We start from the raw sequence: 17,175 nt of genomic DNA, 5'->3' as shown, positions 1-17,175 counted from the left end.
ACTTTTTTTCTTAACTTTTAAAACTGCCCAAACATCTTATCTTGGGCATCAATTTGATTTTCATCTAAGTCATTGATCTTCTTGGTGATTTCTTCTTTTAAACCTTCTTGATTTAGATACTTTAGCACATAATCTAAGACCTCTTCTTTGATTTTATCGATATCCTTTTGGGTTATTGTTTTTTCTTCTTTCTCTCTTTGGTAGAGTTCATTGACTAGAAATCTAACAAAATCCCGTTTAGTACCAGAGTGGGCTTTGTATTTTGCTTCAAACCACTGCATCATCTCTTCTTGGGTGTTATCCTGGTTGATGACTAAATCGGCTCTAAAATCCAATTTTAGCCCTCCTTATTTAATTTATTATAGATAGCTTCTGCTCTTAATAGATAGGCTAATACATTAGCTTCTTGGGCATTCATAATCTTTTCTAATTTGATGTTCTCAAATTTTTGGCTTAAATGATCTTTTAAGATTTCTGCTCCCCCACCTACTAAGAAGATGCTATCGATGGTATCAATAAAGTCTCTCCACTCGTTATAGGTGTAGTTTACTATTAAAGCAGCTAGGTTTTGGCAAGCCTCATCTTTTGCTTCTTTAAGATCTACATCTCCAGTATTTAAGGAGATTCTCTCTTCTTTTGCTATGACTGCATCTCTGATAAGTTTTTCATCTAGAACTAATTCTTTTGCCATTGATTTAAAAACATTAGACATTCCTTTTTCCATACTAAAGGTTGAGCCTTTAACTAAAACACCTTTATTATAATAGACTGCATCGGTGGTAAGTCCTCCAATATCTAGGACGGGACATTTTTCTTGGTTAAAATCAAAGCTCTTATCTTGGTTGATATAGTAAGCTAAGGAAGCAACCCCTTGAGGTAAGACTGTAACATTTTTAAAGTTGTACTTTATCTCTTTATCATTGATGGTTGCTTTAAATTCTCCTTCAAATCGCTTTTTAAGGTCTTCTTTGTACTTTTCATAGTATTTGACAGGTAGTCCAGTTGCTAAGGAGTCTACTACTATCTCGTTAGCTTGTGGGTGTAAGATTGAAAATCCTACTAATAGCTTGGCCAATTCACTATCAGAGTTGAATTTGTCGGCCCGATAGTTGGCCCCAATTCCGCTAAATTGGCTTATTACATAGTCTCCTACCCCATATGTAACCCCATCGATTGTTAGTATTGCATTTTGTTTGGAAAATTCTTTGTTTAATTCTAATCCATCTAGTTCATCATTGATTTCTTCTACTAAACTAGGTAGTTTTAGTACACCTTCGCTGCTATCTTTCATTTGGTCGGTTATAAGCTTAATCGTATCGTAGCCTAGGTCTATTCCAGCGTATTTAATATTATCTTTTCTCATTTGTTGACCCTCCTTGATATTCTCTTTATTGTCTTTATTATAACACTATTTCGTGAAATTTACAAGTATTCACGAAAGTTGTGGAGAAGATTATTTTTTGTTGTGAATTTTCGTAATATTTACAAGAAAGGTTTTTGTTTATCTATAAATAGTAAATACTTAAGCAAAGTCCCTTTGAACCTAGTTTTTCTCTTAATTAATGTCAACAGTATGAATAAAATTAAAGTACTATAGATTTGAATTAAAACGGCATTTTGATTATGCCCAAAGAATCGTTTTATCTTTAAATGTTGCTTAATCCACTTAAAGAATAATTATATTTGCCAACGTTCTTTGTATAATTTGGCTATAATATGAGCACCTAAATCAAATCGATTAGTTAAAACATCTATTATTTTTTTCCATTTCTATCAATTGTTTTAACTTTGGATTCTCCCCTAAAACAGAAACAAAGTCTTCTAAACTCTCTTTTTCTGTAAGATGATAGTACCCTATGTGTTAGTATAGTTGTCGTATAGATTAAAATCTATGTATAATAAAGTAACGACAATAAAAATCCTAAGGAGAATTAATATGCCTAAAAAAAATTACTCTAAAAAATTAAAAGAATCTGTTTTCAAAAGACTTGCCAATGGTGAAAAAGTCTCTGACTTAGCTAAAGAATTAAATATATCTAAAAATACGCTTTACACGTGGAGAAAGAAAGTTCTTAACAAAAGATTAACTACCAGCAAAAAATCAAGTAAATGGAGCTCTAAAGATAAATTTCAAGCTGTTTTAGAAACTGCTAGTTTATCCGAACTAGAAACTTCTAAATACTGCCGAGAAAAAGGAATTCACTTTGAAGAATTAAAAAACTGGATAAAGCAGTGTCAAGGTGCTAATAACACTAAGTTTGAAGATCCTAAAGAACTTAAAGAAAACCTAAAAAACGAACAACAAAAGATCAAGGAACTCCAAAAAGAACTAAGACATAAAGAAAAAGCTTTAGCTTCATCGATCAGCTTTACTGGTCCTTAGAAAAAAGGCAACTGCGATCTGGGGGGGAGCAAAAGGAAGATTAATCAGTAATTCAGATCGCAAAAAAGCAGTAAAGCTGATCGATGAAGCTAGAGACAGTAGCTCTAGATTAGAACCAGCCTGTAAAGAGCTTGGTATCTATGCGCGCACCTATCAAAGGTGGACTAAAGATGGTGATATTAAAAAAGATAAAAGACTATTAATTGAAAGAAAACCACCTAAAAATAAATTAACTGAACTAGAAAAAAAGAGATTATTAAGGTAGCAAATAGTAAAGAATATGCTGATTTACCACCGTCAAAAATTGTACCTAAATTAGCTGATAAAGGTGAATACATCGCTTCAGAATCAACTTTCTATAGAGTCCTAAAAGAAGAAAAATTAAATGCCCATAGAAGAAAATCTAAAGAACCAGTTAAGAGAGAAACACCAACACATGTAGCTACTGAACCTAATCAAGTTTGGACTTGGGATATAATATTGCTCAATGCTTCTATTAAGGGTAAATTTTTTAAGCTATATTTTAGTAATTGATATGTTTAGTAGATTAATAATTGCATATGAAGTATGGGAAATAGAAAATGCCCAATATTCTCAAAGGTTAATTAGAAAAGCAACGTTATCTCAAGGCATAGCTAAAAAAGATAAACCATTAATGTTGCATTCTGATAATGGTAGTCCAATAAAAGCAGTAACTTTTCAGGTAACTCTAGAAAAACTAGGGATACAAAGTTCATTCTCAAGACCAAAAGTAAGTAATGACAACCCCTATTCTGAGTCTTTATTTAAGACAATGAAATATAGAGCCCTTTATCCTCAAAAAGGATTTAAAGACCTAACTGAAGCCAGAGAATGGGTCTTAGAATTTGTTGATTGGTATAACCATACTCATTTGCATAGTGGCATTAAGTTTATAACTCCCTACCAGAGGCATTATGGACTTGATATAGATATAATGAGAAATCGTACTGAAACATATAAAAAAGCAAAGGCAGCTCATCCAGAGAGATGGTCAGGAGAAATTAGAGATTGGTCTCTTCCTGAATATGTTACATTACATCCAATGAAAGAAGAAGAGGTGAAAAAACATCTTAGTCAGCAGAATTCATAATTGGAGTTAATAGATAAGAAGTATTCAAAGAAATTTTGGGTCTATAATTAATATTGTGTAACAAAAAATTCAAAAAATAAAAATGCATTTACTAAACTCTGTCGAATTAATTAGTCGTCACAACCAAATTCGAAAGAAGTCTAGTAAATGCAAAATAATAATATCACAAATTTTCTTCAATTACCAGACCTGGATGTAATAAATTTAATTCAAACAGAAGGTTTATATATTTTTATAGCTCAAGCAAAAGATAAGTCAGTTAAATGCCCAGATTGTAGTTCTACCACAGATAAACTTCATGATCAAAGGTGGCAAAGCATTAAAGATATCCCTATAAGAGACAATATGGTTGTTATCAGACTTAATAAAAAGAGATATCGCTGTAATTGCTGTGGTAAAAGAGGTATCAATGAGCACTATGACAGTATAGACTCATATAGTCGCAAGACAAAGCGATATGATACTTATTTAACTAATGAGACTATTAGCAAGAACTATACTACTGTTGCAAAAGAGAACAACTTAAGCTATACCTCTATTGATAATGCAGTAAAAAAGCAAGTAAATCCAATGATTGAAGAAAAAACATCTAAATTAAAAAATGCTAAATCTATTAGTTTAGATGAATTTTCTGTATTAAAGAAAAAGAAATATACTCTTGTCATATGTGATCCTATTAGTCATGAACTAATTGATATACTACCTCAGAGAAATAAAGAGAATATAATAGAATAGAATACTTCACTTCATCATTATCTAAAGAACAAAGAGAGCAGGTAGAATCTTTTGTAATTGATATGTGGACTCCATATAAATCAGCTATTGAAGAAGTCTTCCCACATGCTAAAATTGTAGTAGATAAGTTTCATATAGTAGCTTTAATAAATAATGCTCTTGATAGTGTTAGAAAATCTGAGCAATTTAAATTAGGTAAAACCAATAGGAGAAAGTTTTATAAAAGTCGATTAACTATTACTAAAACGTGGTGAAGATTTGAAAGATGAAGAACATAATAAACTATTAACTTTATTTAAGCTAAGTTCAAAACTAGAAAAAGCTTGGGAGCTCAAAGAAGAGTTTAGAGACTTCTTAAATTTAGATAATATAGATGAAGCTACAGTTGCATTAAATCAATGGTATCAAAGGGTTTCTAATAGTAAGTTAGCACCATTTAACGATAGCAAAGGAACCGTTAAGCACTGGGAAACAGAAATTCTAAATTACTTTAATTACAAGATAACTAATGGATACGCTGAGGGTATTAATAATAAAATTAAATTGGTCAAAAGAATTGGTTATGGTGTTCCAAATATAAATAATCTTAGATGTAGAGTGTTTAACACAGTAAGTTAATCAATGCTTCATACCTCACCCCCTAGCCCCCTCTCCTAGGGTAAGAGAGGGTTAGGGAAAGGTACGAATTGTTATAATAAATAAGTTCACTTAGAAGAATATGACTTAAGTTAAGGTATATTAAAAATGCTATATGATTAATTAATTTGAAGAAGAGTTTTTTGCACAACACTTGACAGAGACCCGAAATTTTTAAATTAAATGCGACAACTCACTTGACAAACACCCTTAAAGAGGTTGAAATATTTTTATTTTATTCTTGACAGCACAAAATATAGGTATTATAATTAACAAGAGATTGAAAACTATTCTCATTTTACCGGTTTGAATATTCAATTTACACTATGTATTTCCTAAATTAAATCTATTAAATAAAATTTTAATTATTTTTGAAGGCTTCATTAAAAGCAAACAGTATTACTTAGAATTTTAGTTTTAAAGTCATAAACTTCAAGTTAAATAGCACTTGCGTAATGAAGTAAGTTTCAAAAGTCTTTTTTTACGAAATGAATGAGAATGAATTTCATTGTTAAAAAGAGGAGGATTAGTGTGCAAAGAGCTATTATTATTTATGATTCTAATATGGAGAATACTGGAACTTTGGGAAATGAAGTAGAGGTAGGATTAAAAGGTAGTTTCATTATTTGCTTATAAAGAAATTACATTAAAAGGTGGTGTTAAGATGATAAAATAGCATTGATGATACTTAAGGTTTAATCTTTGTAGTACTAAAATAATCTTTGAATTAAAAACAGGAGGGTTTTAATTATGCTAATTAAAAATTCTAAAGCTGGAATGGGAATTGGACTATTTGTTTTATTGAGTGTTATTATCTTTTCAGGGGTTTCATTTGCACACTGCATTTGGGTTGAAACTCCAATTATTGCTGAAGTTGGAGATGTTTTAGACTTTGACACTTTCTATGCTAATGTTGATGATCCAATAGCTCAGCGGGATATGGATGATATGCAACTTGAAGTTAGATTGCCAAATGGAGATATAGAAGATGTCAATATGAATAGAAAAGATACTTTTTATGAAGTTACTAAGGATTTTGCTCAAAAAGGAGAATATGTTTTTAGTTTAACAAGAGAACCGGCTGGTTTTATGAGAGTAACTCATGATATGGGTAAAAGTATAGTCTTGGTTGGTGATCAAAGACCTAATCATAATCCAATAGGTCTTGATTTAGAAATCACCCTTGTTTCTAATCCTGAAGATATTGTTGAAGGAGAAGAATTAGAATTTCAAGTTTTATTTAAAGGTGAGCCAATAGCTACAGATGATGTAAGAGTACATAAGGCTCAAAGAGGTGAAGAAGTCTTTACTGAAAATTATCAAAGGTTAGAAGCTGATAATAATGGTAGATTTAAATTAAATTTAAATCGTAATTATAACTATATTTTAGAATCAAGATATACTATTGAGGGTATTAGGGATACTAGATATCGAACTACATTTTATCTTCCTACACTTTAATGAAACTTTAGCCTGAGTTTATTTTACAATTTTTTACTGCTATAAACAACTAACCTAAGTTTTTAATTAGAATTTATAGTTCTTATCTTGTGTTGAATAGTGCTGACTATTTCGTTGGCAAAATTAAATTTCACACAAAATAGCAAAAATCAAAAAACCCCTAAGAACTTACTATTAATAAAGGTTCTCAGAGGGAATTATATAATTAATTAAGTTAAATAACACCAAAGACCAAATCAAATGTAACTATTAACCTCAGTCCAAAATACTTTGGCTGGGGTTTTGAATCCTAACACTTTTTTTGGTCTATTATTCAATCTAGTCACCACTCCTTTTATTTGTTCCTTTGTTACATTCCTAAAGTCTGTTCCCTTAGGAATGTACTGTCTTATTAATCCATTAGTATTTTCATTAGCTCCTCTTTCTCATAAATAATATGGATGAGCAAAATAATTTTTAATGCCCAAATTTTTTTCAAGTTCTTTAAACTTAGCAAATTTCTTTCCGTTGTCTGAGGTAAAAGTTTTTACAAATTCTTGAGGTGTACCCTCAAATAAATCTATCATTGTGATATTTAACGTTTTTGATTTTCTTTGAGCGTTATATCAACTATTAAATATCTAATTTTCCTATTAACATAAATCACGATAGCTCTTTTTTTACCTGCTCCAACTATTGTGTCACTGTCAAAGTCTCCTACTTCAGTCCTGTTATTATCTTTTTCTGGACGATCATCTATCATTATTTTGTCAGGTATGACTCCTCTTGTTTCTTTTGTGCTATGCGCTTTAGTCATGCCTCTTCTTCTTAATACATCCTTTGCTGATAATTATAAGCTGCCTTCTTCAATCACTCTATGGATTATTTTAAAGCAAATATACTTTTTTTATTGAGCTTTAACCAAGATTCTATTTGTTCTAACGATAAGTCTTCTGATAACAATTTTTTGATGGTTTCTTTTAACTTTGAATCATTTTCTAATATTAGCTTTCTATCACAGGCTGCATTCCTTTTTTCATAGTTTTGTTGAGTTTTATGAGAACTATATTCCCCATCTATACTATTTCTTCTTATTTCTCTACCTATGGTTTATTTATGACGATCTAACCTCTTCTTTACTTCTTCACTTGTAAGATTTTGGGCTTTATATTTGATTATACTCTCTCTTTTTCGTCTATAGTAAAATATCTATAGTTAATTATAACAAATCTTATACAATGTTGTTGTGGTAACAACATTGTATAAGATTTGTTTGTAATGGGCTGCTTTTATTTTTTGAGGTTGCACTTAATTATACAATGCCGCTTTACAACTTTAACTAACAGCATTACTTTTATCAATAAAGTAGCTTAAAATCCTCTTTAAAACACAATATATTTTTGTGCTTTCAAGCCTAGATAAGAAACTATCTAAAATTAATTCTTCCCTAATATAAAGGGCTAACTGTGATTTTACTTCTTAAGAGCTTAAAGATTTCAATAGATTAAATTCTTCTGACCAAAACAGAAATATTTTTGTGAAAGTATAGACTATTCCTAAAAGATTAATATAGGTTTCTATACCTTTAATGCCATTTACTATAAGAAAAGAACTAATATAAATAGCTTAGGCTATTATTCATATTTTTAGAGGTGAAATTATTCCAAATAAATCTAATAGAAAGATTATCGTTTAATACTGTTGGTTGTGAATTATAAGTTTATAATGATTTAATCATACCAATCTATAATGATCTCTTAGTAGATATATTGAACCTCTTTGTTGGGTATATCTAGATCATAATATAATCTAGCACCTTCTCTATATTGGTTGTTGGCCCTTAGATACCCACTTAATAATAGATAATATAAGGTTAAATCTTAATTTTCTTCTCAGCACCCTCTTCTACTCGATTAAGGTTATGATAATAGATCATGGTAGTTTTAGGATCACTATGTCTAGCCATTGCTTGGGTCTGTTGTAAGCTAGCTCCCCCTTTGATAGCTAGGGTAATTGCAGTATGGCGTAGTGAGTGGGCTGAATATCTTGTAGTATTGAGTCCAATCTCTTTTAGAATACCTTTAATAACCCTTCTAATACTTCTAGTAGTTAAGCCTTTACCGTAATTTCTATTAGAATGAGAGATAAATAAAGGTTCTTGCTCTCCAATTATATCTCCTCTAGCTGCTAGATAATCTCTAATTGGCTTTAAAGCTTCTTTGGTCAATATTACAAAATCATCCTTCTGGTCTCTTCCTTTGCCTTGAATATATAAAACGGCTTGATCTGATTTCTGTCTGATATCGCCTACGTTGACCCTGGCTACCTCAACTGTTCTTAAGCCTGTTCTAACTAATAGATTAAAGATAGCATAATTTCTTTTGCCATTTAAATCTTCTCTATTAATTGAATTTAAGGCTTCTCTTATCTGATCAACAGTTAGACAGTTCTTTTTATGTCCTTTTGGCTTTTTCATCCCTTTTATATTTTGAGTGATATTAGGATAGATTTTCTCACTTTCTAACCATTGAAAGAATTTCCTAACAACTGTTATATAACTGGAGATAGTATAGGAACTCATTTGGGATTTAATTAAATCTCTTTTATATTGGAGTATATCTTCTCTAGCCAATGAATTTAAGGTTTCAATTCTATCTGTAGACTCTAACCAATTAATAAATTGTCTTAACTCTCTTTGATAAATTTGACGAGAGGACTTGGCTACATCTTGAGCTGCAATGAATTTATCGACTAAGTCTTTTATAGATAGTTCTATGATTTGATTTTTTCTTACTTTCATCTCTTCCATTTTTATCTCTCCTAATTATAATACTACTACTAAATATTATACCATAATTAATGTCCGTAATTCAAACTTTACGGATGTTGACCCTTTTAATCAATAGATAAAATCTATTGAAAGCAGACTTAAGAGTTTATATTTAGATTTTTGATTATAAAGTTCTTCTTGTTTTTTAAATATTTGTTTATTAGCTTAATAAAAGTAGTCCTCCTTTTAATTCTTCATTTTCATAAGGATCTTTTAAGGTATTAATCAACTCTTCAACAATAGATTTATCATTATAGCAAGGGTCTCGATCAAATAGATAAAATATTGTTGCTTTATCTACAGGGAAGTTATATTTGGTTATTAATGTATTGAATAAGTTATCTAGAAAGTGATTTTTATCTTTAATGGTTGATAATTGGAAGTTAAGAATTAAAACAAAGGTGGGATAGGATGGATGAGAGAGCAGCTGTAAATGCTGAGCTTGATAGGAGTTTGTGGAATACGGTTAAAAAGGGGGCTGAGTTTTCTAACCTTACGATTGATAATTATTTGGAGAAAGTTTTATTTAATCTTCATAAGGATGAGGGGGTTTAAAGGCATCTTTTTGAGGCTTTTAAGAGGGAAATTAGGATTGATGAGGTTAATGAGAAGAAGAAGGTTAATATCAATATATCTAAGGTTAGGTGGAATTTTCTTAACCAAGGATCGGCTATTGAAGGGTTTTCTACCAGTGATTATTTGGAAAAGATTATTAAAGAGTTTTTAAAGTCTATTATGATAAGATTGTTGATAGCTTTTATGATAATTTTAGGATGGATAAGGGGTCTAACCTTGTTTTTGATCAAGATGATCTGAAGAGAAAGTTAGGTGAGGTTAAGACTCTTTCTACTATGGTTAATGAAGGAGTTTGGAATGAGGTTAGAAAGCTTGCTTTTTTATATGAGATTAAGATATCTAAGTTACTTGACTTGATTATTCTTTGACATTCTAGAGAGCATAAGAAAGAGATTAGAAGAAAGATGGGGCTTGATATTTTTGAGTAATAAAATTAAAGAAGTTGACTATTGCAAATTCTTACTATATAATTAAAGACAAGTTTAGCTAATCTTTGGATAAATTTATACAAAAAAATAAAAAACTCCTGTTGGCGCAGGAGTTTGAAGTAAGGTTTCCGAAAAAAACGATTCCAGACGTTTTGGAAACTTAAATATCAAATTATGTTTATATGATACCATATAGACTGAGAATTTGTCAAGTAATAAATTGTTATTAAAAATTGGCAAAAGATATTTAAGATAAAAAATGACTTTCGGAAACCTGCTCAGAATACTGGGGAGGTTGTTTTTTATGTCAATAGAACAAAATATAAAGCAATTAAATATAATACTAGCTCAATTAGCAGCCCAAGGGATTGGTCGGAAAGATAAAAGATATAAAAGGATTAGAGAGCAGTTAGATAGGTTACAAGAGAAAAAAGGTAAGAAACAATTAAATAATCTTAATATATCTAAGAGTAAAGATATTTTTAGAAAGAAAGAAAATAAGGTAAGAATACCTGAGGTAAGTAAGAGTGAAATTATTACTAAAGATGAGGATATATATTACTTTAAGAATGGGGTTATGATCCCTGAAGGTATTGTTAAAAGGTTGGTTGATGAAGCTCAGGCAAAGTCGGCTTATTTTGTGCTGGGATCTTTAGCTAAGTTCTGTGATGGTGAAGGGGTTGTAAGTCATAAGAAGGTTGAAGATCTGGCTAAGTGGTGTGGGTATAAGGATAGTAGTACCTATAGATTTGGATTGAATTGGTTGGAGGAGAATGGCTTTATCTCTGTAGATAGGAGTTCAAAGGTCAATTCCTATAGGGTTAATGATTATATATTTGGTAGAGCAATTATTATCCCTGCAGAGGACCTTGAAGGTAAGGCTAAGGAGACTAGGACTAAGAAGTTGAGGTTGAAGTGGACTTATTATCTAAGAAACCACCATAGCCCTAATAATAAGAGGGGTAAGTTTGATCTAAGTTTAGGAAATCTTAAAGAGATGGTAAATGGTGTTTCTATTAAAGAGGTTATAAATTTAGCCAATGAGTTGAAGGGGGAGTTTTTTGATAAGCTAGAGCTTATTAAGAGTGGAATATCTAAGGCTAAGGATAAGTTGAAGGTGGAATTTAATAATTTCAAGCTGGGGATAGTAGATAATCTAGATGAAGAGGTGGAGCGGGTAAATCATCACCAATACTTCTCTAGAGTATGCCAGGTATTTAAGGACTTAGCTATTAAGCTTTCTTTACCTAACTTTAGAAAGGCTTATGGGGTTATAGAAGAGATTGGAGAATTTTACTTAGATAGGGTCTGCCTAAAGGCTAAGAGTAGGGATGTTGTGTCAGATAGAGGAAGTGTGGGGTACTTTATTTATCTAATGCGAAGAGAAGAAGGATTTAAATTAATTAAAAATTAAGGATTAAAAGTACTTAAGACCTTTAATTCTTAACTCTCCATTCTTAATTAAATTCCAAGGGGGTAGTAGGTCTTTTTTTGGAATTAATAATTAAGAACTAATAATTAACAATTAGACAGTACTTTTTGTTGTATTTTTTTGAATAAAATTAAATTATAAGAAGAAAGTCGCCTTTGATTTTGGGGGGCTTTTTTTATTTTTTGAGCCTTGGAGTTAAGTTTTTAAAATTTAAGAGTTAAGTTTTTAAGGTTTGTTACTGTTTTGGAGGTAAGTTTTGAAAATATGGGGCTGGGTGTGAACTTATGTTTTATGGGGGTTTGGTCTGGGTTTGGTCTGTCTATAAAGAAGGTTTATATAAAGAAAGAGTGATAAATATTAGAGGCTAGTTTAACAACTAAAGTATTTTAAAAGAAAAGATCAAGAGCCCAAAGATATCTACTTAATGAGATTTTATATTTAGAAGTATGAATTTATATAAGAAGAAGTTTAATCAATTAATCAGAACATACTGATCTTATTTAGGATCTTTAAAGATTATATAGTCATAAATGACCAAGTTGTGTTTGACTATATTGCTTTTTTAGTAAAGTGTCCTTTAGTAGATTTGAGTAGATAGAAATTATGTTTTAAGTAATTGCATTTTTGTAGCCTGCTGGGAAAAATTGTAGTATCATCTTGCTAGAATTAATAAAGATAAAATAAATCTTTTTTTTATTATTTTTTTGTATATATATAATAGCGAAAATATCGTAATTATAGGCTTTGTTTTGGAGGTTGCTATAATAGGTATTGAAGCAACTTAGGTCTGGAATTGAAACAACTTTGTTCTGATTTGGAGTTAGGGTGTTGATGATTCTGATATGGGGGTGGGGGTATTATGGTTTTAAGTAAGCTGATCGAGAAGTTTTGGCCTTCTGATTCAACTAGTATAGATGATGAGATTGAGATTATTAATGGGAGGATAGTTGATAAAACAATTAAGAATGATGAAGAGCAATTAAAAATAAAGAATTAAGAATTGTAAACCTTGAAAATCAAGGTTTAAATCAAGGTATAAGTCAAGTAAGGGAGGTTAAGGGGCGAAGGGGTCGACCTAGGAAGATTGAGGGCTTTTTTGATTTTTTAAGTTCGGCTGGCAGGAGTAAGAATACTATTAGAGGTTATCGTTCTGATCTTAGATATTGGAAGGGGGTTGCTCAATCTAAGGGGAAAACCCTGTATAAATTATCTCTTGAGGATATTGAACAGGCTAATGTTGATGAGGATATTAATACAGTTAAGAGAAGGGTCAGCGCTTTAAGGCAGCTGGCTAAGTGGTATTTAAGAGATGAACATCCTAACCTTTATCTTGAGCTTGAAAAGGTTGTATTGGGCCGAGGGAAGCAGAGAATACCTAAGGCTAAGAGTGAGGATGAATTTGTTAAGATCCGAGAGCATGCTAAAGAGTTGATTGCTGAGGATAAGAGAGAAGGGATCTGGCTTGGTTTGATGTTGATGTGTGGGCTTAGAATCAGTGAGATTCAAAATGTTGAGATCTTTGATAATTCTATTAAGGTTATTGGTAAAGGGGATAAAGAGAGGAAGGTTCCTACACCTGACTGGCTTTTGGAAGCTCTAATGGAGTTTAAGGCTGAGGGAAGGGATGGCTATAAACAGAAGAAACAGATTGTTGATCGAGATTTAAGAAAGCTTGGTTACGAGAAGTTTCATAGCTTACGCCATACCTTTGCTACTATACTTTTAAAGCGAGGGGTTGAGTTAAGAGAGATTCAAAAGCTTTTAGGTCATGCTTCAATCAGTACAACTCAGATTTATGCTAGAACTCAGATTAATGAAGAGACCACTAAAGTTCTTGATAATTAAGAATTAAGAATTATAAACCTTCAAATACAATTAAAGATCAACAATTAAAGATCAAGAGCATTAAGATTTTTAATTCTTAATTCTACATCATTAATTCTTAATTGAATTTATAGGGGGTGTTTGTATGGATAAGGTTGAAACTAAGGAGTTAATTGGTCGGGATCGATTGTTAAAAAGAGAGATTTATCCGCGGTTAAGAAGTGGGAAGTTCTTTGTTTTGGTGGGGCAGCGGGAGATTGGGAAGACTGAGCTTTTGAAGTGGGCTTTTGTTAATTGTAAGGATGAAAGTAAGGTTTTTTTGTCTTGTAATCAAACTAGAGGGGAGATTGTTAAGTCTATCGCTAAAGCGATGGGAATTACTGTTGGAAAGAAAAAGGTTAGGGAGTTGGAGGAGGAGGTTTTGAAGTCTCATACTAAGGTTACTTTGTTTGTGGATGATTTGGAGAGGATTTCGCCTAAGCAGGCTGTTTTTTTGACGGTTTTGGGTAATTGGAATAGTGTTTATTTGGCTGGGATTGGTTCCTTTAAAGAAAGGGTAAAGAGGCTTTTGTGGGGGAGAGCAAAGATTAGGGTTAAGGCAATTGATAGAAGGAATAGATTGGAGCTAGGAAGGCATGTGGTCCGCTCTTTGGGGTGTTTGATGAGCCCTGCTGAGATTAGCCAAGAGTCTAAGGGGGTTCCTGGAAGGGCTTGGGCTTTGGGTAAGGGAGAGTTCTTTCGTGGTGATGATGAGAGAGTAGAAGGTGAGGAGGTTAATATAGCTCCTGTAATGTTAGTAGGAGTAGTAGCAATTATGACTACTAGGTATGTGGCTTTAGGGCTTGGAGAGCGGGATCTTTACATGTTGGCTGGGATTGGCATGGGGGTTTCGTATTTGTTTCGGTATGCGATTAGGATTGTTAGTAAAGACTGATAGAGCAATTAAGGATTAAGGATTAAAAGTTAAAAATTATAAACCTTAAGGGGAATTGCAGGTTGAAAGAATAGGATAGTAAAAGGGCAGCTGAGGTTGGGCTGTCTTTTTTTGATTTCTAAATATTTTAACAACGACGGGATTTAAATGGTATTTTAGTAGTTGTTGTATATCTTTTATATCTTTAGGCTTTTAAGAAGCCTTATAAATCAAGGGGTTAGAGAAAAATAAAGGGACAAAATGGTGAGATAAAAAGACATTTTGCGAGGTTAAGCGGACAGATTGCGGTGATAGAAAGACAAATTGCGAATTCAAAAAGACATAATTTTATTTTATGTCTTTGTTTTCTATCTTTGGTGTGATAAAATTAGACCATAATATCAGAAAGGTGGATTATTATGAAGAAGAGGATAGCATTAAATAAACCAAATGAACTTATAAGTGTATTACCAAAGGAGAGTATTAGCTTAATACAACAAAAGTGCTATAATATTTTTCTAAGAAATGCTCAACGTAAAATTAAATTTAATGAAGAATATGAGGAGATAAATGATAAAACAAGGTATGTATTCGAAATATCTTGTAGTCAATTAGAAAAGAGTGCTGGATTAAATAAAAAGGATTATGCCTACATAAAAGAAGAATTAGAAAAATTACTAGGTATAGTTATAACAGTAGTTGATAAAGAAAACAAGAGTAATTGGAAGATGTTTCACTTTTTAAATAGTGTAGAAAAGGAAGGAGATGTGTTTAGATACTCTTTAGATTGGATGATTATGAAGGCATTAGAGGGACAAAGTTTTTTTACTCAACTTGATCTATTACAAGTAGCTAAACTAGATAGTAAATATTCAGTTATCTTATATGAACTTGCTATTAGGTATCAAAATTATAAGATTCCTAAAATGTCTGTAGAAGAGTTTAGAAAGAGAACTAACACCCAAGATAAATATTCTAATTTTACTGATTTTAGAAAGAGAGTATTAGATAAAGCCTGTGAAGAAATATCAGAGAAGACGGATATTAAGTTGTCTTATTCTACCGAAAAGAGAGGTAGGAGGATTGCTTTTATTGATTTTGAAATTGAGAGGAAGAAGGAAGAGGTTCCTGTAGAGGTTAAAGTTAAAGAGAAGAAGTATTCTAAGGAGGTTTTAGAACTATTTGCTATATTACCCTTAAAAGAACAGGTAGAGGCTAATAAGAGAGAGTTAGAGAAACTACTTAAGGAGCATAGCTTTGAGTACATAAAAGGGGATATTGAGTATGTTAAGGGGGCTAAGCCTGATAATTTCTTTGGGTTTTTGAAATCTTCTTGTGAGAGTGGGCATTATGCTGTAGCTCAAATGGAGAAAAAGAAGCCAGAGGAAGAGTTGGCTAGGAAGAAGAAAGAAGAGGAAAAGAGAAAGAAGGAGCTAGAGGAGAAGATCATAAAGAAGGCTGCAAAAAAGGCTAAGGAGAGGTATGAAAGTTTATCTAGTGAAAGGTTGGATAAGTACCTGGAGGGCTATGATATGTTACCTGACTTTGTGCGAAGTACTATGTCTAAGGAGAGGTATGTACTAGGGGCATTGGAGGAGGAGATTAGAGAGGAGTTGGAAGACCTTCTTTTTAATTAAGAATTAAGGATTAAGAGTTGTAAAAATAATGAAAGGTCGAAACTTTTGCAGTTTAAAGAATTCCCACTATGCTTGGTCCAGCTTCCTTGGTTTATATAATTGAAGGGGCTAGGTTTTTAATTAGGATAGGTGGTTCTTAAAGGTGTTGGCTCGATATCAAAGTTTTACCCTTTTCTAGTTATTTTGAAGGTAAATAGCAGTTTACTAGGCTGCTATTTTGTTCATTTTAAAGAGGTTATTGCAAAAGTATGTAGAAAAATTTAATATAGATTTAATTTTTGGAGATGTAAGGATAAGTGAATATAAATTAAAAGTCTATGGATTAAATCATCTTAAATATCCCAATCGTAAAGATGATTTTTTTGTCTTAGTAGAAAGTACTAGTTATAAAAAAATTTTATTAAGAGGGTGTGATTAATTTGGTGGATTTTAATTCTATTAAATCGAGGTTGATTTTATATGTTGGAGGCTTAATATTGACAGTATGTATGGGACTTGGGATATTGTCTTATTTAAATAGTTCAAATATTATGGTAAATAATACAGAGGATAGGTTAGTGGAGAGGGCTGAAGATGTTGGAAGGGTAGTTCAGTCAAGATTAGATATTAGAAAAGCTCAATTAGAAGGGGTTGCGAATAGAGAAATAATTAGAGATATGAATTGGGAAGATATAAGACCTATATTAAAAGAAGAAGTGGAAAGGACTGGATATGCTACAATTGCTTTAGTTGATTTAGATGGTAGAGCAAGATATATTGATGGAAATGAATTAAATCTAGAGGATAGAGGGTATGTTCAAGAGGCATTGGCAGGTAATTCAAATATTTCTGATATGATAATAAGTAGAGCTATCAATGCACCAGTGGCCATGGCAGCAACACCAATTGAAAATGATGGTCAAATTGTAGGAGCTTTAATAGCCAGAATGTTAGGTAGTGATATAATAGATATAGTTAGTGATATAGAAGTTGGTGAAAGAGGATATGCATATATGCTAAATAGTCAAGGAACTGTTGTTGCTCATAGGGATATGGACTTAGTTATGGAGCAATTTAACCCTTTAGAGGAAGTAAAATCAGACCCTAGTCTAAGAAGTTTAGCTGATATGACCAATGAAGTTATTAATTCTGAATCTGGTTTTAGGAAATACTCATTTGAAGGGCACGATCTTTTTATAGGATATAATCAACTAGATGATATGGAATGGAATATAGGTGTAACTGCTCCTG

The 17,175-nt window shown here is 31.7% G+C and carries 20 protein-coding genes and 2 pseudogenes; 16 read left to right on the top strand and 6 right to left on the bottom strand.

The features are described 5' to 3' along the window. Positions 1–17: 17 nt before the first annotated feature. The 3 genes and pseudogenes from HALSAC_RS0103325 to HALSAC_RS17785 all read right to left on the bottom strand — a co-directional run. Positions 18–335, bottom strand: a complete 318-nt coding sequence (locus HALSAC_RS0103325) for a hypothetical protein (RefSeq protein ID WP_027339071.1) — start codon at positions 333–335, stop codon at positions 18–20. Positions 336–337: 2 nt separating this feature from the next. Further along, positions 338–1,363, bottom strand: coding sequence for a ParM/StbA family protein (locus HALSAC_RS0103320; RefSeq protein WP_027339070.1), 1,026 nt, complete (start codon positions 1,361–1,363; stop codon positions 338–340). Between the two features lie 232 nt (positions 1,364–1,595). Beyond that, positions 1,596–1,755 (bottom strand): annotated as a pseudogene (locus tag HALSAC_RS17785) (transposase); the annotation flags it as partial. A gap of 181 nt (positions 1,756–1,936) precedes the next feature. Between HALSAC_RS17785 and HALSAC_RS14890 the strand changes: the two are divergent. The 6 genes from HALSAC_RS14890 to HALSAC_RS0103285 all read left to right on the top strand — a co-directional run bounded on the left by HALSAC_RS14890 (position 1,937) and on the right by HALSAC_RS0103285 (position 6,326). Then, positions 1,937–2,383, top strand: coding sequence for a transposase (locus tag HALSAC_RS14890; RefSeq protein WP_051412056.1), 447 nt, complete (start codon positions 1,937–1,939; stop codon positions 2,381–2,383). A 487-nt stretch (positions 2,384–2,870) separates the two neighbouring features. Beyond that, positions 2,871–3,494: an integrase core domain-containing protein gene (locus HALSAC_RS16775; RefSeq protein WP_084804299.1), complete on the top strand. Its 624-nt coding sequence runs from the start codon at positions 2,871–2,873 to the stop codon at positions 3,492–3,494. A gap of 147 nt (positions 3,495–3,641) precedes the next feature. After that, a complete protein-coding gene (locus HALSAC_RS0103305; protein ID WP_027339069.1) occupies positions 3,642–4,229 on the top strand; it encodes a transposase family protein in 588 nt (195 codons plus the stop codon). Continuing rightward, complete coding sequence (locus HALSAC_RS0103300) at positions 4,226–4,483, top strand: transposase (protein WP_084804296.1); 258 nt, start codon at positions 4,226–4,228, stop codon at positions 4,481–4,483. Before HALSAC_RS0103305 ends, HALSAC_RS0103300 begins: the two co-directional genes overlap by 4 nt. A 4-nt stretch (positions 4,484–4,487) precedes the next feature. Beyond that, complete coding sequence (locus HALSAC_RS0103295) at positions 4,488–4,847, top strand: transposase (protein ID WP_027339067.1); 360 nt, start codon at positions 4,488–4,490, stop codon at positions 4,845–4,847. Positions 4,848–5,615: 768 nt separating this feature from the next. Continuing rightward, positions 5,616–6,326 carry a DUF4198 domain-containing protein gene (locus tag HALSAC_RS0103285; RefSeq protein WP_027339066.1) on the top strand — a complete coding sequence of 237 codons (711 nt, stop codon included), beginning with the start codon at positions 5,616–5,618 and terminating at the stop codon, positions 6,324–6,326. A 425-nt stretch (positions 6,327–6,751) separates the two neighbouring features. Here the strand turns inward: HALSAC_RS0103285 and HALSAC_RS17335 are convergent, their stop codons facing one another. From HALSAC_RS17335 to HALSAC_RS14875, 3 genes are all read right to left on the bottom strand, one after another. Beyond that, positions 6,752–6,892: a hypothetical protein gene (locus HALSAC_RS17335; RefSeq protein WP_211231294.1), complete on the bottom strand. Its 141-nt coding sequence runs from the start codon at positions 6,890–6,892 to the stop codon at positions 6,752–6,754. A gap of 8 nt (positions 6,893–6,900) precedes the next feature. Then, positions 6,901–7,122 carry a hypothetical protein gene (locus HALSAC_RS16285; RefSeq protein WP_051412055.1) on the bottom strand — a complete coding sequence of 74 codons (222 nt, stop codon included), beginning with the start codon at positions 7,120–7,122 and terminating at the stop codon, positions 6,901–6,903. A 1,056-nt stretch (positions 7,123–8,178) separates the two neighbouring features. After that, a complete protein-coding gene (locus tag HALSAC_RS14875) occupies positions 8,179–9,114 on the bottom strand; it encodes a tyrosine-type recombinase/integrase (protein WP_051412054.1) in 936 nt (311 codons plus the stop codon). A 432-nt stretch (positions 9,115–9,546) separates the two neighbouring features. Between HALSAC_RS14875 and HALSAC_RS17000 the strand changes: the two genes are divergently transcribed. From HALSAC_RS17000 to HALSAC_RS0103220, 10 genes and pseudogenes are all read left to right on the top strand, one after another. After that, the gene (locus HALSAC_RS17000) at positions 9,547–9,690 is read left to right on the top strand and encodes a hypothetical protein (protein ID WP_156924131.1); all 144 of its coding nucleotides are present in this window, start codon (positions 9,547–9,549) and stop codon (positions 9,688–9,690) included. 218 nt (positions 9,691–9,908) lie between these two features. Next, the gene (locus tag HALSAC_RS16995) at positions 9,909–10,079 is read left to right on the top strand and encodes a hypothetical protein (protein WP_156924130.1); all 171 of its coding nucleotides are present in this window, start codon (positions 9,909–9,911) and stop codon (positions 10,077–10,079) included. 364 nt (positions 10,080–10,443) lie between these two features. Continuing rightward, positions 10,444–11,553 (top strand): helix-turn-helix domain-containing protein, encoded by a 1,110-nt coding sequence (locus HALSAC_RS0103255; RefSeq protein ID WP_027339065.1) that lies wholly within the window; start codon positions 10,444–10,446, stop codon positions 11,551–11,553. A gap of 877 nt (positions 11,554–12,430) precedes the next feature. Further along, complete coding sequence (locus tag HALSAC_RS16990) at positions 12,431–12,568, top strand: hypothetical protein (RefSeq protein ID WP_156924129.1); 138 nt, start codon at positions 12,431–12,433, stop codon at positions 12,566–12,568. Further along, positions 12,550–12,867: pseudogene (locus tag HALSAC_RS17780) on the top strand (site-specific integrase); the annotation flags it as partial. The gene HALSAC_RS16990 and the pseudogene HALSAC_RS17780, both read left to right, overlap by 19 nt. Before the next feature lie 54 nt (positions 12,868–12,921). After that, positions 12,922–13,416, top strand: a complete 495-nt coding sequence (locus HALSAC_RS0103240) for a tyrosine-type recombinase/integrase (RefSeq protein WP_027339064.1) — start codon at positions 12,922–12,924, stop codon at positions 13,414–13,416. Positions 13,417–13,540: 124 nt separating this feature from the next. Then, a complete protein-coding gene (locus HALSAC_RS0103235; RefSeq protein WP_027339063.1) occupies positions 13,541–14,329 on the top strand; it encodes an ATP-binding protein in 789 nt (262 codons plus the stop codon). Between the two features lie 398 nt (positions 14,330–14,727). After that, a complete protein-coding gene (locus HALSAC_RS0103230; RefSeq protein ID WP_027339062.1) occupies positions 14,728–15,945 on the top strand; it encodes a replication initiation protein in 1,218 nt (405 codons plus the stop codon). A gap of 217 nt (positions 15,946–16,162) precedes the next feature. Beyond that, complete coding sequence (locus HALSAC_RS0103225) at positions 16,163–16,363, top strand: hypothetical protein (RefSeq protein WP_211231293.1); 201 nt, start codon at positions 16,163–16,165, stop codon at positions 16,361–16,363. A 58-nt stretch (positions 16,364–16,421) separates the two neighbouring features. Beyond that, the coding region (locus tag HALSAC_RS0103220) for a cache domain-containing protein (protein ID WP_169730077.1) at positions 16,422–17,175 on the top strand (754 nt) is incomplete at its 3' end.

The organism is Halonatronum saccharophilum DSM 13868, assembly GCF_000517025.1.
Lineage (GTDB): Bacteria > Bacillota > Halanaerobiia > Halobacteroidales > Halobacteroidaceae > Halonatronum > Halonatronum saccharophilum.
This window is presented reverse-complemented; position numbering and strand designations above follow the sequence as displayed.

Excerpts from the sequence above, each read along its gene's own strand:
- HALSAC_RS0103320 (WP_027339070.1), bottom strand. The coding sequence starts at position 1,363 with ATGAGAAAAGATAATATTAAATACGCTGGAATAGACCTAGGCTACGAT.
- HALSAC_RS14890 (WP_051412056.1), top strand. The coding sequence starts at position 1,937 with ATGCCTAAAAAAAATTACTCTAAAAAATTAAAAGAATCTGTTTTCAAA.
- HALSAC_RS16775 (WP_084804299.1), top strand. The coding sequence starts at position 2,871 with ATGCTTCTATTAAGGGTAAATTTTTTAAGCTATATTTTAGTAATTGAT.
- HALSAC_RS0103305 (WP_027339069.1), top strand. The coding sequence starts at position 3,642 with ATGCAAAATAATAATATCACAAATTTTCTTCAATTACCAGACCTGGAT.
- HALSAC_RS0103285 (WP_027339066.1), top strand. The coding sequence starts at position 5,616 with ATGCTAATTAAAAATTCTAAAGCTGGAATGGGAATTGGACTATTTGTT.
- HALSAC_RS17335 (WP_211231294.1), bottom strand. The coding sequence starts at position 6,892 with ATGATAGATTTATTTGAGGGTACACCTCAAGAATTTGTAAAAACTTTT.
- HALSAC_RS16285 (WP_051412055.1), bottom strand. The coding sequence starts at position 7,122 with ATGACTAAAGCGCATAGCACAAAAGAAACAAGAGGAGTCATACCTGAC.
- HALSAC_RS14875 (WP_051412054.1), bottom strand. The coding sequence starts at position 9,114 with ATGGAAGAGATGAAAGTAAGAAAAAATCAAATCATAGAACTATCTATA.
- HALSAC_RS17000 (WP_156924131.1), top strand. The coding sequence starts at position 9,547 with ATGGATGAGAGAGCAGCTGTAAATGCTGAGCTTGATAGGAGTTTGTGG.
- HALSAC_RS16995 (WP_156924130.1), top strand. The coding sequence starts at position 9,909 with ATGGATAAGGGGTCTAACCTTGTTTTTGATCAAGATGATCTGAAGAGA.
- HALSAC_RS0103255 (WP_027339065.1), top strand. The coding sequence starts at position 10,444 with ATGTCAATAGAACAAAATATAAAGCAATTAAATATAATACTAGCTCAA.
- HALSAC_RS16990 (WP_156924129.1), top strand. The coding sequence starts at position 12,431 with ATGGTTTTAAGTAAGCTGATCGAGAAGTTTTGGCCTTCTGATTCAACT.
- HALSAC_RS0103235 (WP_027339063.1), top strand. The coding sequence starts at position 13,541 with ATGGATAAGGTTGAAACTAAGGAGTTAATTGGTCGGGATCGATTGTTA.
- HALSAC_RS0103230 (WP_027339062.1), top strand. The coding sequence starts at position 14,728 with ATGAAGAAGAGGATAGCATTAAATAAACCAAATGAACTTATAAGTGTA.